13 protein-coding genes are annotated in these 14737 nt (G+C 71.7%); 6 read left to right on the forward strand and 7 right to left on the reverse strand.

The genetic code is table 11. The features are described from left to right. Positions 1-275 precede the first annotated feature (275 nt). From H8838_RS10190 to H8838_RS10200, 3 genes are all read left to right on the forward strand, one after another. Positions 276-929 carry a hypothetical protein gene (locus H8838_RS10190; protein WP_185996144.1) on the forward strand — a complete coding sequence of 218 codons (654 nt, stop codon included), beginning with the start codon at positions 276-278 and terminating at the stop codon, positions 927-929. 1342 nt (positions 930-2271) lie between these two features. After that, positions 2272-2973 carry a hypothetical protein gene (locus H8838_RS10195; protein WP_185996143.1) on the forward strand — a complete coding sequence of 234 codons (702 nt, stop codon included), beginning with the start codon at positions 2272-2274 and terminating at the stop codon, positions 2971-2973. A gap of 907 nt (positions 2974-3880) precedes the next feature. Continuing rightward, the gene (locus H8838_RS10200) at positions 3881-4174 is read left to right on the forward strand and encodes a YiaA/YiaB family inner membrane protein (protein WP_181311044.1); all 294 of its coding nucleotides are present in this window, start codon (positions 3881-3883) and stop codon (positions 4172-4174) included. Positions 4175-4190: 16 nt separating this feature from the next. Here the strand turns inward: H8838_RS10200 and H8838_RS10205 are convergent, their stop codons facing one another. Genes H8838_RS10205 through H8838_RS10215 form a run of 3 tightly spaced genes read right to left on the reverse strand, consistent with a single transcriptional unit; the run spans position 4191 to position 8545 of the window. Further along, positions 4191-6386: an Ig-like domain-containing protein gene (locus H8838_RS10205; protein ID WP_185996142.1), complete on the reverse strand. Its 2196-nt coding sequence runs from the start codon at positions 6384-6386 to the stop codon at positions 4191-4193. Positions 6387-6395: 9 nt separating this feature from the next. Next, positions 6396-6881 carry a hypothetical protein gene (locus H8838_RS10210; protein ID WP_181311046.1) on the reverse strand — a complete coding sequence of 162 codons (486 nt, stop codon included), beginning with the start codon at positions 6879-6881 and terminating at the stop codon, positions 6396-6398. Then, positions 6878-8545, reverse strand: a complete 1668-nt coding sequence (locus H8838_RS10215; RefSeq protein ID WP_224766052.1) for a GMC oxidoreductase — start codon at positions 8543-8545, stop codon at positions 6878-6880. Before H8838_RS10215 ends, H8838_RS10210 begins: the two co-directional genes overlap by 4 nt. Positions 8546-8648: 103 nt before the next feature. On the opposite strand from H8838_RS10215, the gene H8838_RS10220 reads away from it, so the two are divergent. Both H8838_RS10220 and H8838_RS10225 read left to right on the forward strand, forming a co-directional pair. After that, positions 8649-9230 (forward strand): LysR family transcriptional regulator substrate-binding protein, encoded by a 582-nt coding sequence (locus tag H8838_RS10220; protein ID WP_185996141.1) that lies wholly within the window; start codon positions 8649-8651, stop codon positions 9228-9230. Between the two features lie 45 nt (positions 9231-9275). Further along, a complete protein-coding gene (locus H8838_RS10225; RefSeq protein ID WP_185996140.1) occupies positions 9276-9866 on the forward strand; it encodes a class I SAM-dependent methyltransferase in 591 nt (196 codons plus the stop codon). 17 nt (positions 9867-9883) lie between these two features. Here H8838_RS10225 and H8838_RS10230 read toward each other — a convergent pair whose 3' ends face one another. From H8838_RS10230 to H8838_RS10240, 3 genes are read right to left on the reverse strand one after another with little or no spacing between them, the layout of a single operon-like run. Continuing rightward, entirely contained in the window at positions 9884-10588 is a 705-nt protein-coding gene (locus tag H8838_RS10230) for a sulfotransferase (protein ID WP_181311049.1), read from the reverse strand. 9 nt (positions 10589-10597) lie between these two features. Further along, the gene (locus tag H8838_RS10235; protein ID WP_224766053.1) at positions 10598-11221 is read right to left on the reverse strand and encodes a nucleosidase; all 624 of its coding nucleotides are present in this window, start codon (positions 11219-11221) and stop codon (positions 10598-10600) included. Further along, complete coding sequence (locus H8838_RS10240) at positions 11218-12654, reverse strand: GuaB1 family IMP dehydrogenase-related protein (RefSeq protein WP_185996139.1); 1437 nt, start codon at positions 12652-12654, stop codon at positions 11218-11220. The genes H8838_RS10235 and H8838_RS10240 overlap by 4 nt, the downstream gene beginning before the upstream one ends. Before the next feature lie 38 nt (positions 12655-12692). Here H8838_RS10240 and H8838_RS10245 point away from each other — a divergent pair, with 38 nt between their 5' ends. Next, the gene (locus H8838_RS10245; RefSeq protein WP_181311051.1) at positions 12693-13790 is read left to right on the forward strand and encodes a galactokinase; all 1098 of its coding nucleotides are present in this window, start codon (positions 12693-12695) and stop codon (positions 13788-13790) included. Here H8838_RS10245 and H8838_RS20210 read toward each other — a convergent pair. Continuing rightward, positions 13774-14715 carry an NADP-dependent oxidoreductase gene (locus H8838_RS20210; RefSeq protein WP_181311052.1) on the reverse strand — a complete coding sequence of 314 codons (942 nt, stop codon included), beginning with the start codon at positions 14713-14715 and terminating at the stop codon, positions 13774-13776. The two genes, H8838_RS10245 and H8838_RS20210, sit on opposite strands and share 17 nt — an antisense overlap. Positions 14716-14737: the final 22 nt, after the last annotated feature.

The following is a 14737-nucleotide window of genomic DNA, read 5'->3' on the forward strand; positions in this document are numbered from 1 at the left end:
TGGGTGGGTGAGATCGTCGCCATCCCAGAACGCAGAGGCGATCTGACCCTCCTGCACATGCCCACATGGGAGCATTCGGCGTGACGACAGACCATGAACAGCCGATCGACCCCAGCACGCTGCGGCGCTTCGACCGAAACCTGCTTCACGGAGGCAACACACTTGCCCCTCGGGTCCTCGAACCCGTCCCGTTCTGCTGGTTCTGCGATCGTCACAGTGGGAGGCGGACTAGGGAGCACATCTTCCCGCAGGGTTTACTCAAGCACTTCGGAGCCATGGACGAGAAGGTGCAGCCGCACCGCATCAGCATGGCGCTGGGCGGCGCTCTGGCCTCGGAGCGCGGCGAGCGACCTTTGCGTGCTCACGTCAACGGTGAGGTGTGCTCGACGTGCAACAACGGCTGGATGTCGTCTCTGGACGCAAGTGCCCAAACCATCCTGACCCGCCGCCCGCTGCGGGGACGCATCACAGATGACGAGGCCGCTGTGCTCGCGAGATGGTTTGCCAAGGTCGCGGTCAACCTGAACGTCTCTCAGCCCTACCGTCTCCTCGTCCCGGCACCCTCCCGCCATGGCTTGGCCACGGGAATTCCAGATCAGTTCGCCGTCCATCTGTTCCGCGTCCGTCGACAGAATGGCGTCTTTGATTGGGTGCAGAAGTCACCGGACTCGGGGGTTGTCCCCAGTGGACGAGTGGACGAGTGGCAGCGACTCGCAGCGCTGACTCTGGTGACCCATATTCGGGTCACTGACCTTGTGGCTGTCGTCGTACACGTCCCGGAGCCGCTACGTTCGACGGACGTGCGTCCGGACGAGGTTGCCCGCATCCACCCGGTACCCACCCGACTCCCGACGTGGGGTGGGCTCCCCCGTCACAACTACTACTGGGGGCAATCAACGCACTTGAACATGGGCGACGCTACGACCTAGTCCGTGTGGTCGCTGTCCCGCCTGCGAGCGAAGATGACCGCCAAGGCGTGCCCCACGCCCTCCGGCATCTCTTGGCGCGGCCAGTCGGCGTCCCCACCCTGGGAACGAACCAGTGGAAACGCAGTCGCTCTGATCTGAGTGCTGTCAGTCAGGAACCGGCAGACGCTTGGGCTGCGCGCCGACACCTGGATGGCTGGGTGACCTCGAACGCGAACGCGACGCGTGGGCGCCATACATCGGCTGACCGACGGACCAACGGACCAACGGACCAACGGACAAGATCTCATCGGACCACAACGTCCATCGACGGAACACAGCGGGCGTGGGCTTGCTCACGTTCTGGCTCTTCACATCAGCGCGTAGCTGGCCAGGAAGGCAACCCCCGCCGGCGCGCCTCGGCCGGACTGGCTGGTCCGTAGGTCCGTAGGTTCATGCCGAGACCGGTGCGCCGCGCCAGTGGCTATCGGTTCGTCTGGGAATGATGGGCGCCATGGAGGCACGTGCACGAATCTGGTCACTGCCCACCACGACGGGCGACCGTTAGGCCATCGACTTTGACCAAGGCCGGGTCCTGCACGTCTCAACTGAGGTCGCAGACGCTGACGGCCACCTGGATCCTCGTCTCGGCAACGCGCAGTGGCGCCAGTTGCGGTCGGTCGAGCGGATCCGGCTCGGCGTCCCCGCCGTCTCTCACGTCCAGACAGCGCCATGGAGCACAGATCCGGTCGAGGCGTCCGTGCCGCAACCGGATTGACCGGTGCTCGGCAACGGGTCCGTCGTTACGCACGTTGGGCTTCACTCCCGCGGAGTGTTCACCCCGGAGGCAGTGCTGAGTGCACAGCCCCTTCGATCATCCGATGCGTGAGTGGCCGCTTCTGTGGCATCAACGGGCCGCTGGGCTGACCAGATCTGCGTCCACGACCACGGGCATCCCGACCCCGACGATGTCACGTATCGACGCGACGTACTCCGTGACGCCGATGCCGCCCGGCACCACTGCGAAGGCTGCTTTCCTTCACTGCGTCCCTCGATGGACTCATGAGCGGCCAGAGTAGGACGCCGGAAGAGATGCCTGCGGGGCGAGCACTGGCCCCACTACCTTCATTGCATGACCCCCATTCCCTCACTGGTCGTTGGACTCAGTCCCCTGCGCTATCGATCCGTGGATATGTACCGAAGGGGGGCTGCGCGTGCGACCGTTATTGGTGCCGTCTTGGCACTGACCAGCGGGTGCGCCGGATCCTCGACGGGCGACGGCGCAGATTCTGGCGGACAGCAAGAGGGCGTCTCTGCCGATGACGCCAGGGATCAGCCCCCTCCAGCCACTGAGGGTCCGGATGCAATGCTGGAACTCTGGTGGGACGAGGCGATCGACGAGGAGGGATCCGAAGCCGAGGTCTGTGGCCCGCTGGAGAGCAGGCGAGAGATCGAGCACGGGGTCTTCTTGAATCTCGGGCACGATTATCCACACCCCGACCGCTTCACCATCGTGGTCTGGGGAGCGGAGACCACGGATCTCTCGCCAGATGCGGTGGTGGGTTCGGCGCTCTGCGCCACAGGACTCATATCGACGTATGAAGGCGTTGCCCGGATTGAACTGGACTCCGCATCCGAAGTGCGACTAATGCTCCAAGGCGATCGCGAGAATCCGCCCAGCCAGGCCGCAGACGACCTGCTCTACTTCGACTGGGCCACCTATCCCTACCAGCCTCTCAGCCCCTTGCCCGGCGAAGTCTGGTGGGAGGACGCTGCGAACCTGGCTGGGACTGCGGCTATGGTCTGTGGCCCATTCGCAGACTTCACCTCGCGAGCCACTGACAGCGCGCTGATCTCACTCGGGAACCCGCACGACGACCCGTCGCGGTTCATCCTCGCAACCTCGGGATCGACGAATGTCATCGACGCAGACGGCGAGTACGAGATGACCGTTTGCGGCCAAGGTGAGATCGAGATTCGCGAGGGCATACCCGGCATGGAGATCGACTCCAGTGATGCCCTGTTCAAGGCAGCCGACGGAACGCTCTACCCCCTCCTCGTCGACTAACCGCAGCCCCGGGGCCCAGACCTAGATGTCGGGTGCGTGTCCCATGGGCTCGACATCGCCCACGCGACTAAAGAAGGGCGCCCAGGTCGACGTGGTGTGGAATGGCAAGACCACGCACCTACCGGGCCCGAATGTCACCGAGCACCCGTGGCACAAGTTGCCGCCGGACCTCCGGGACCCGAACGGCAAGGGCGCATCGCGATGACGACTCGCACCGGGCCGTACGTGAAGGGCAAGGACGGCCAGTTTTGGCTGAGCCGCAACGCCGTGATCTGGGCCAAGAAGGTCGGCAAGAAGATTGGTGGACGTTTTGGGGAGACTTCTTTTTGGAACCGCACACCTGTTCTACGTCACCAAGGGAGTTGTGAGCCGGTGAACCGGCTGATCCGAGGCGTGACAGCCACATTGTGGTTGGGCGCCCCTCGGATCGTCGAAGAGGCTGTCGCGCGCGGCGGCCTCTTCGTGTCCCCACCGGACGCCGCGACGACTCTCCCGGCACCCCACACCAGCCCCTAAGCCCTGCGCGGGCGTTGACCCAGGAGAGGGCGCGGGCCCTGGCCCTGGTCGGTCCTGCGGTCCGTGTCCTCCCTTGGATGTGCGGCACCTGGCGTCGACACACCCCAGACCGTCCCGAGCGGCCCAAGACCCCACATGGCGGTCTCCTGTCGCGATGCCGGGTGCCTTCGTCGAAAGCCACCGAGCGCCCGTTTCGCGTTTGTGCAGGTCAGGCGCCTACGACCCACTCATGGACAGGTGGGGTTAGCGTCCAAGTCCCCCCTCGGACACCACGACTCGATCCGGGTCCCTGCAGGTCAGGGGCCCGGATTCGTCGTTTCTGACCCGCCCTCACCGCGACTGAGTACCGCGACCCATGCGCACCACCGCCTTCCCCGAGCACGATCAGGGCATGGAAACCACCAGGAACACCCCGATCAAGACCACCTCCGCCTTCTTCGCCCAGGCGGCCATCTCCTTCGGCGTCTCCGTCATCGGCCTCCTCTGGGCCGTGCTCTACCTGCCCATCGACCCGTGGCAGCGCGGCTTCATCGCGATGACGTCGCTCTTCCTCGTGTCCTCGACGTTCACGCTCGCCAAGGTCGTGCGCGACAAGCACGAGGAGCAGAACGTCGTCTCCCGCATCGACCAGGCCCGGGTGGAGAGGATCCTGGCCGAGCACGACCCGTTCCGCTCCGTGGCGTGAGGCGCAACCTCGGGCCTCAGGACGACCAGGAGGCCCGGTACCGGCCCGGGGTCGCGTCGAAGACGGCGTACGCCACGCCCTTGACGACGCGGACCTCGTGCTGGGCCGGGCGGCCGGCCCGACGGATCGAGGTGAGCTCCCCGCCGAGTGCCCGGACCGGGAGCATCCCGCGCAGCATCCCCGCGGTGCGCTCGTCCGCCCGGACGCTGAACCGCATCCCCGCCTCGTCCCAGGCCACGTCCTCCACCGTGGAGGCGTTGCGGCCGTCGACCCAGTCGAGCATCTGGTCGGCGGAGACCAACGGGACGTCGAGCTCGCGGCCCACCGCCAGCAGCTGGTCGCCGAAGTCGTCGGTGAAGTCCAGGTGGGTGCCGAACGCTCCGTAGTAGCCCTCGGGCCCACGAGCCCGGGAGACCAGTCCGCGCACCGCCTCGGCCCCGTCGGCGAAGACCTCGTCCACCAGGTGCGTCTCCTGCTGGTAGACGTCGATCAACCCGCCGTCCAGGTCGCTGAACCGCATCGGCATCCCCGAGCCCGTCATGAACCCCTCACGACCGCGCACCCACTCACGCGGCCAGTAGTAGTAGTTCATGTCGAAGCGGACGCCGTGCGCCCGACCGATCCTGGGCTGGGTCACCGGGTCGCTCCACACGATGCAGTGCAACCGGCTGCCGCGCTGCGCCGGCAGGCCGGGGAACCGCTCGCGGAACCTGCGCAGACCGTCGGTGAACGCCAGGTCGAGCGACTTCCTCGACCAGTTCTGGCAGTGGGTGGTGACGTGGGCCCCCAGGTCGAAGCCCTGCCGGGAGAGCCGGTCGGCGCGCTCGGCGGTCATCCCTGACTCGGGGTAGAGCCAGGACGTGGCGCGGGCACACTCCCAGCGGGCGACGTCGCAGCCGGCCGAGTCACCCGCCAGCATCCGCTCGAAGAAGTCGGCGGTGCCGGACTCGGTGGCGTGGTCGTCCGCCGCCACCACCAGCACCGCCTCCGCGTCGTCGGGGAAGTACCACCACCGAGGCAGCGGACGGGTCGACGCGGTGACCCGGGCCAGCAGGGTGCTCAGCACCCGCATCAGCTCGTAGGCGTGCGGCACCTCCACGGAGTCCAGGTCGACCCAGTCGGGCCGCGGGTCGTCCTGGCGAGCCCCGTAGAAGAGGTCGTTGGACCGGATCGGAGCGATCCCGTCGCGCTCCTCCCCGACCCAGGCCGGGTTGCCCTGCCGGGTGAGCACGACCGAGCGGGCGAGGTCGAAGGTGAACGCCGCGACCGTCCCGCCGGCCGGCCCGACCTCGCGGACGGTGACGCCGGGGACGGAGCCGACCCGGCCGACGACCTCGACGTCGTCGGACGCCACCTCACCGGACGCCCGGGCGTGCAGCCGCAGCGGCACACCCACAGGCTGGTCCCCGGCCCCGAGGCCGGAGTCCACCTCCAGCGCGCCGTGCCGTACGGCGCTCGTGCCGGGTCCCAGGCCGGCCAGGCGCGCCAGGTCCCCGCCGGGCGTGAACAGCACCGCGTCCCCGCCCCCAGCCACCCACCGGCCCAGCGCCGCCGACGCCCGCGGTCCTGGATCGCCGGAGACGAGGGCGACCTGGTGCTCGGCCAGCGCCGACGCTTCCAGGTCGGGCAGCTCGACGGTGGTGAACGAGGGGTAGCCCTCCGCGCGCAGGATCTCGGCGAGGAAGTCGTCGTACCGGTCGTCGGGGTCCAGGACCAGCAGGATCGGCCCCCCGGGGCCTCGGGTCGGGACGTCCCGTGCGGGCACCGTGAAGGTCCACTCCACGGGATCGAGCACCCCGGGGACCGCGACCACCGCCGTGTACTCCCCCGGCGCCAACGCCTCGACGGGCTCGAGCTCCGCCGCCCGTCGCGCAGGGTCGACGTGCACGGCGGCGGGAACGTCGCGCCCGCCCCGGTCACGCAGGACGAGCCGGAGCTGGTCGACCTGGTCCGCCACCGGGTGGGAGAGGACCACGTCGACCCGCGCCGTCGACGGCACGTCCCCCGCCCCCGCCGCAGGGAAGTGGGCGACCACCTCCACCGTGGGCTCGCGGGCCGACCACCATGCCTCCCCCGCCACGACCGCGACTGCGAGCAGGCCCAGCACCGCGATCCGGACGGCCCATCCGGGCCGCCGGCCCGGCGCCGCGCGCGGCGCGTCCCCCGACCCACCGGGCCGTGGTCCCGGCGGCGCCCAGCGCGGTGCGGCCATCGCAGAGCCCTACCCGCGGGAAGCGGCCGAGCGAAGCAGGAACGGCGTGCCGCCCAGCATCCGCAGCACAGGACGCTGCACCAGCGTCATGCCCAGGTAGCTGCCGTCCGGCCGGAGCCGGATCTCGTCGCGCACCCAGCGCCACGGTACCGGGGCATCGGGGGCGTAGGAGACCGCCACCGCGGGCCGCCCGTCCAGCAGCGAGGGCTCCACCCGGGCCGTCATCGGCAGCGTCTCGGCCAACGCGTCCTCGTCCTCGCTCCGGAGCAGGTTCATCCCCGCGAGGTGGTCGCCCTCGCGGTGGAACCGCTTGCCGAACCACCGCGGCAGCCCGATCAGGCCCAGCCCCGCCGGGGCGACGCGGCGCAGCGGGGCGACGAAGGAGGCTTCCAGGTCACCGACCAGGTCGTCGAGGTCGGGCGCCGCTAGACCCGGCCACTCCCGGCGGAGGGAGAGCAGGGTGGCCGGTTCGGACTGCTGAGCGAGCGGGTTCACGAGGCCTCCGGGATCTGGGGACGGGGCGGGGCCGGCGAGGCGGCAGTGACAGGAACCCGCCGGGGACGTGCCGGCTCGAGCGGGGCGGGGAAGTCGGCGGCGAAGCGCTCGGCGAGCGCCGCGATCGTCAGCGACGGGTTGACCCCGAGGTTGGCGGGGATGACGCTGGCGTCGGCGACGTAGAGCCCGGGGTGGCCGAAGACCTCGTGCCGTGCGTCGACCACGCCTTCCTCCGGCCCTGGGCCCATGACCGCGCCGCCGAGCACGTGGGCGGTCACCGACAGGCCCCCGAGGGTCTCACCCAGCAGGTTGAGCGGACGCCCGCCCGAGGCAGCCGCGAACGCCCGGGTGACCTCGTTGGCCACCGGCAGGTGGCTCGGGGCCCGGCGCCCGTGCGTCACCCGGGAGCGCAGCACCCGGCGCCACGGCCGTACCGGCGAGCGCCTCAGCTCCAGGGCCAGCTCGTTGTCGACGTGCTGCATGGTGGTGAGCACGGTGAGCCGGCGCTCGAACCCGCGGGCCAGTGCGACCCGCACCTGCGCCGCCGGAGCACGCAGCAACCGCCCCAGCGTGCGCACCGCCCGCGGGCCGGGTCGGTCGCCGTCGACCAGCGGGCCGAGCTGGAGGCGCATGTGCCAGCCCCCGACGTACCGGTTCTGGGTCACGTGGGTCTGGGGGTCGGGATGGAAGTCGCTGGTGATCGTCGGGCCGCGGGACAGGTCCTGTCCCGGAGGCTGGAGCACCGCGGTGAGGGCCTCGCTGTTGGTGCGCACGTGCGCACCGAGCTCCGCGGAGACCCGCGGCAGGGTGCCGAGCTCGTCACGGCAGCGGAACAGCAGGTCGAGGGTCCCGAGCACGCCGGCGGCCAGCACCACCCGCTGCGCACGCAGCACCTGCTCCTCGCCCGAGCGCCACGGGTGACGGGCCCGGACCTCGTAGCCACCGCCGGGCAGCGGGCGCAGCGACGTGACCTGCTGCTCGGGCCGGATCTCGGCGCCGTACCGCTCGGCCAGGTGCAGGTAGTTGCGGGTCAGCTGGTTCTTCGCCCCGTAGGGGCATCCCAGCAGGCACTCGCCGCAGAGCTTGCACCCCGTGCGCTCCGGGCCCTCGCCGCCGAAGAAGGGGTCCGGCTCGCTCACTCCCGGCCGGCCGAAGTGGATGGCCAGCGGCACCGGCCCGTACGTCGACTCCGCACCGACGGCCTGCGCGGCCTCGCGCAGGTGGTCGTCCATCGGGCCACGGTGCGGGCTGGTGACCCGCCCCAGCATCCCGGCCGCCCGCCGCAGGTAGGGCCCCAGCTCCCGGGACCAGTCCACGCCGAGCCGGCGCATCGCCGGGGCTGCGTAGAACTCCTCCCCCGGCTCGAGCAGCACCCCCGCCCAGACGATGGAGCCGCCGCCGACGCCCGAGCCGCCGATCACCGCGACGTGCCGGAAGATCCGTTGCCAGAAGAAGCCGCGCAGTCGCGCTCCGGGCTGCCAGAGGTAGGCCCGGGGGTCGCGACGCGCAGCGTGCAGGTCGGCGTCGCTGAGCCGTCGTCCCTGCTCCAGCACCAGCACCCGGTGACCGGCCTCGGTCAGTCGCAGGGCGCTCACCGAGCCTCCGAAACCACTGCCCACCACGATGACGTCTGCGTCCATCGGGACGGCTCCGGTGTGACCCACGTCATGCACCCTAGTGGCGCCTCCGCCCACCCGTCGCACCTTGCCCATTCTTCGCACCGGGCGCCCGCCTGAGTGCGTGCGGACCGCGTGAAAGGCTGGGCCCATGACCCTGCACGTCGCCTTCGTCCCCGGAGCCACCCCCGACAAGTGGGCGCGGGCCTGGCGGGAGCGCACCCGCGAGCCGCTCGAGCTGTTCCTGGTCGAGGAGTCCGAGCAGCGCGTCGTGCTCGAGGACGGGCGGGCGGACATGGTGCTGGCCCGGCTCCCCCTCGGTGGCCCGGAGGACGAGTTCCACTGCGTGCGCCTCTACGAGGAGCTCCCGGTCGTCGTGGTCAACCTGGAGCACCCGGCCTCGGTGCTGGAGGAGCTGCGGGCCGAGGACCTCTCCGGCGAGCAGTTCGCGCTCGGGGTTCCCGACGGGATCGAGCCGGCCGTGCCGCAGCTGCCGTTCGGCCCGATGTCGGTCAAGGACGCCGTGGAGGTGGCGGCGAGCGGGAGCGCGGTGGTGGTCCTGCCCATGTCGGTGGCCCGGCTGCACCACCGCAAGGACGTGAAGGCCGTCGTGGTCACCGACCTCGAGCCGACCCGGATCGGCCTGGTCTGGCGGCGCCAGCGCGACGACGCCAGCACCCAGGCCTTCGTCGGGGTGGTCAAGGGCCGCACGGCACGCAGCTCGCGCGGCTGACGGCCCGCCCGCCCGCGCCGTGGACCCATGGGTGACCATGGGGGCATGACCGGACAGCCCCGCTGGTTCACCGACACCAAGGACGGCCACTCGCAGTGGTACGTCGACCGTTTCCGCACGCTGGCCGCCGAGGGGGCCGACCTGGAGGGCGAGGCCCGACTGGTCGACGCGATGCTTCCCCGCGGTGCCCGCGTCCTGGACGCCGGCTGCGGCCCCGGCCGGCTCGCGGGCGCGCTGCACGCCCGCGGCCACCAGGTCTGGGGCGTCGACGTGGACCCGGTGCTGGTCGAGGCGGCCGAGGTCGACCACCCCGGGCCGACCTACCGGGTGGCCGACCTGTCGGCCCTGGAGCTCGACACCGACCCGTTCGACCTGGTGGTCTCCGCGGGCAACGTGATGCTCTTCCTCGCACCCGGCACCGAGCGCCAGGTGCTGACCCGGTTGCGCGCCCAGCTCGTGCCGGACGGCCGCCTGGTCCTGGGCTTCCGCAAGGACCCCGAGGGCTACACCGTGGCCGACCTCGACACCGACGCCGAGGCGGTCGGCTTCGCCCTCGAGCACCGTTTCGCCACCTGGGACCTGGTCCCGTGGACCGAGGAGTCGGACTTCGCGGTCACGGTGCTGCGCCGACGGTGATGTAGGCCGACGGTGAGCTAGGCCGGCAGCGAACCTGTCGTCCGGGCCTTGATCGAGTGCGGGACGGCGAGGGTGCGCGCAATGCGCTCCTCGTCGAACCGCTCCCCCAGCCAGGCGAAGAGCCCGCGCAGCGCGCCGGGGTCGTCGCGGTAGTCGTCGTAGTGCACCCGGTACGCGGTGTCCCCGAGCTGGTCTGCGACCCGCAGCATCCGCTCCTCGATGACCTCGAGCCGGCCCAGCGGGTCGTCCTTGTGCCGCCAGAACGCACTGGCTGCCACGTCCGGCAGGTTCCGGGTGTTCACCACGAACCGCGCCCCAGGGAAGACCTGGCGGACGAAGTCGACGTACTTCTCCAGGTCCTGGTCGTACCAGCGGATCTCCTTGAACCCCGTCACCCGGGTGCCGGGCTCGGGACGCAGCAGCGTGTCCAGCACGAGGCGCCGGATGTCGCGCAGCGACGCGTCCTCGTCGAAGCCGTGGATGCCGAACCAGGGGTGGGTGGAGGCCTGGGCGTTGCGCGGGTTGACGCGTGCCTGCTCCACCAGTCCGCTGCGGTGGAACTCGTAGAGGTGACGCAGGGCGTGCCGGTTCTCCCCGCGGATCAGGTAGCCGGGGATGGAGTTGAGGAGTCCCATCAGCAGCGTGGAGCCTGAGCGCCCGTAGGTCATGACGAAGACGTAGTCGAGCTCCTCGTCCGTCGCCACCCTGCGCCTGAGCCTCACGGGCGGATCCTATCCGCCGCCGGCCCCGATCAGCTCCTCCACCCAGCGGCCCAGCTCCCGGGCGCTGGCGTCGACCAGGGTCGGCCAGTCGACCGACTGCTCGTCTGCCTGGTCCGAGACGTGCTTGACCAGGCGCACCTCGACGCCGAACTGCGCGGCGGCCCACGCCACGGCGTACCCCTCCATGTCGACCAGGTGGGCACTCGCGGCCAGCCGGTCCCGGACCTCCGGATCGGCGACGAAGAGGTCGCCGCTGGCCAGCACCACCTCGCTCGGGCCCACCTGCAGACGCTCCTGCGGGTCGTAGCCCAGCGCCCGGACGGCGTCGGCGTTCATGTCGTGGTTGAGCACCACGCCCGGCTCGTGCAGCCCCGACATCCCGGGACGCAGCGCCCCGGCGGTCCCGAGGTTGACCACGGTCAGCCCGGCCAGCCCGTTCCGCGCCTCGAGCCCGGCCAGCGCCCGGGTGGTGGCGACGGCGGCCGCGGTCTTGCCGAGCCCGGTCAGCACCACCGGCACACCTGAGGGCACGTACGCCGTCTCGACGGCCGTCGCGGCGACCACGAGGACGTGGGCCGCGTTCGGCTCCGGGCTCACCTCGGGGCTCACCTCGGGGCTCACCTCGGGGCTCACCAGCTGCTCGTGAGGGGACGACCCTCGTGGTAGCCGGCCGCGGACTGCAGGCCGACGACCGCTCGCTCCTGCAGCTCCTCCAGGCTCCGCGCCCCGGCGTAGGTGCACGCCGAGCGGACCCCGCTGCAGATCTCGTCGATCAGGTCCTCCACCCCGGGACGCGCGGGGTCCAGGTACATCCGCGAGGAGGAGATGCCCTCCTCGTAGAGCCCCTTGCGCGCCCGGTCGAACGAGGACTCGCCGCTGGTCCGGTTGGCCACCGCCCGCGCGGACGCCATCCCGAAGGACTGCTTGTACCGGCGCCCCTCGGCGTCCTCCATCAGGTCGCCGGGGGACTCGTGGGTGCCGGCGAACCAGGAGCCGATCATCACGGCCGACGCACCCGCGGCCAGTGCCAGGGCGACGTCCCGCGGGTGCCGCACGCCGCCGTCGGCCCACACGTGGGCGCCCTGCTCGCGCGCCGCGGCCGCGCACTCCAGCACCGCGGAGAACTGGGGGCGACCGACTCCGGTCATCATCCGGGTGGTGCACATGGCGCCCGGTCCCACGCCGACCTTGACGATGTCGGCTCCGGCCTCGAGCAGCGCGCGGGTCCCGTCGGCGGAGACCACGTTGCCCGCGACCACGGGCACCTGGGGGCTCAGCGCGCGCACCGCGCGCAGCGCTTCCAGCATCCGTTCCTGGTGACCGTGGGCGGTGTCGACGACCAGGCAGTCCACCCCGGCCTCCAGGAGCGCCGAGGCCTTGCCCGCCACGTCGCCGTTGACCCCGACCGCCGCGGCGATCCGCAGCTGACCGTGGGCGTCCACCGCAGGCGCGTAGAGCGTGGAGCGCAGCGCGCCGAGCCTGGTCAGCACGCCCCGCAGGTCGCCCTGGTCGTCCACCGCGACCGCCAACGGCGCCCGCGCGTGGTCGAGCCGGTCGAACGCCTCCCGGGCCTCGGTGCCGGCGTCGAGCAGCACCAGGTCCGGGCTCATCACCTCCCGCACCTGGGTGAACCGGTCCACCCCGGCGCAGTCGCCGGCGACCACGACCCCGACGGGGCGGCGGCCCTCGAGGACCACCGCGGCGCCGTGCGAGCGCTTGGGGATGAGGGCGAGGGCGTCGCCCACCGTGTGCTCCGGGGTCAGCTCGATCGGGGTGTCGAGCACCAGGTCACGGCTCTTGACCCAGGCCACCACGTCCGCGACCACCGCGTGCGGGATGTCCTGGGGGATCACCGTCAGCGCCCCGCGCCGTGCGGTGGTCTCCGCCATCCGGCGGCCGGCGATGGCGGTCATGTTGGAGACCACCAGCGGCACGGTGGCCCCGGTCCCGTCGACGGTGGCGAGGTCGACGTCGAACCTGCTGCCCACCGTCGAGGACTGCGGCACCATGAAGACGTCGTCATAAGTCAGGTCGTGCCCGGGCGTTCGGTCGTGGAGGAATCGCACGCCCACCAACCTACCGGCGCACGCCGTAGGATTCTCCTATGCCGTCCCTGCCGTCGCCGGACCGAGGCCTCGACCTACGGTCGCGCTTCGAGGAGATATTCGGTCGCCCCCCGGCGGTGGTCGCGCGGGCTCCCGGACGGGTCAACATCATCGGCGAGCACACCGACTACCACGGGGGTCTCTGCCTCCCGATCGCGCTGGACCAGGCCACCTGGGTCGCCACGGCGCCCCGGGAGGCGGGCGACGACCGGGTCGAGGTGGTGAGCACTGCGGTGCCGAAGCCGTGGCAGGGGACGGCGGGCAGCAGGGGCGAGGGATGGGCTCGTTACGTGACCAGCACCCTGGCCGAGGTGGGTCACCGCGGCGGGGCGGACCTGCTCATCGACAGCACCCTGCCGGTCGGCGCGGGTCTGGCCAGCTCCGCAGCACTCATCTGTGCGGTCGCGACGGCGACCTCCACCGCTGCCCCGGACGAGCTCGTCGAGCCCTGCGTGCGGGCCGAGGTCGAAGGCGTCGGGGCTGCGACCGGAGGACTGGACCAGACGGTGTCGCTGCTCGCCCGACCCGGCCACGCCCTGCTGCTCGACTTCGGGTCGGGCGGCCGGGAGTACGTGCCGTGGCGGCCCGAGGACGCAGCGCTCGAGCTGCTGGTCGTGGACACCCGTACCCGGCACGCCCACGCCGAGGGCGACTATCGACGGCGCCGTGCGGAGAGCGAGGCCGCGCTGTCCGGGGATCCGGACCGGCTGGACGCGATGCTGGCCAGACGTCGGCGACACGTCGAGACGGAGAACGCCCGGGTACGGGAGGTCGTCTCCGCGCTCACCCGGGGGGATTGGCCCTCCGTCGGCGCCGCCCTCACGGCGTCGCACGTGAGCCTACGCGACGACTACGAGGTCTCGACCCCGGAGCTGGATGCCGTGGTCGAGGCCGCGCTCGCCGCGGGGGCCCTCGGCGCCCGGCTGACCGGCGGTGGTTTCGGTGGCTGCGCGATCGTGCTCACGCCCGCCGACCTCCGGGACCGGGTCGTGGGCTCGGTCCTGGACCGCTACCGCGACCGCGGGTGGGCGGAGCCGTCCTGGTGGGTGGCCGAGGCGGGGGGTCCGGCCGCCCGGGTGGTCAGAGCTCGAGGATGAGCCGGCCGCGCACTCCCCCGGCCTCGAGCATGCGGTGTGCCTGCGCCGCGTCGGCGGCCGGCATGGTGCGGGCCACCCGGAGGGTGAGGAGCCCGCTCTCGACCTGCTCGCGCAGCCGCTCCAGCTTGGCCCGCTCCTCGGCGTACTGGACGATCCACACCTGGTGGTTGGTGATTCCCCGCGGCGGCTCGGCGCGCGAGCCGCGCACGGTGGCGAAACCGCCGCCGTCCCGGATCGCCGGGAACAGCGCCTCCTCCTGGACCGAGCCGTCGACCAGCGCGTCGACCCCGCCCGGCACCGCCTCGAGGATCCGGTTCGCCACCTCGTCGCCGCGGCGCACCACCAGGTGCGCGCCCAGCGACCGGACCAGCTCCTCGTCCGCCTCCGAGGCGTCGGCGACGACCGTCAGCCCGTCGGCCCGGGCCAGCTGGATCAGGTAGCCGCCCAGGGCTCCCGCCGCCCCGGTGACCGCGAGCACCTGGCCGGCCTCCAGCCCCAGGAGGTCCAGGGCCAGCCGGGCGGTCAGCCCGTTCATCGGCAGCGTGGCCGCCTCGGCGTGGCTGGTGCCCGCGGGCGCCGCGGCCACCGAGCCGACCGGGAGGGCGAGCATCGACGAGTAGCCACCGTGGTGACCGTACGGGACCACCACGGCCATCACCCGGTCCCCGACCTGCAGGTCGGTCTCCGTCTCGGGCCCGATCGCCTCGAGCACCCCGGCCACGTCCATGCCCGGCACGTACGGCGGGGGCGACTGCTTGGCCTGCGCCTTGGCGCGGTCGCCGTTGCGCACGAAGGTGTCGGTGGGGTTCACCGCCGCCGCGTGCACCCGGACCAACAGCTCCCCCTGCCCGGGGACCGGCTCCGGGAGGTCGACCACCTCCAGTGCGTCGGGTCCGCCGTACTCGTTCACTCCGATGGCCAGCATGGCCTCGACGATGACACACCGC

Origin of the sequence: Nocardioides campestrisoli (genome assembly GCF_013624435.2) — a bacterium.
GTDB classification, from domain to species: Bacteria; Actinomycetota; Actinomycetes; order Propionibacteriales; family Nocardioidaceae; genus Nocardioides; species Nocardioides campestrisoli.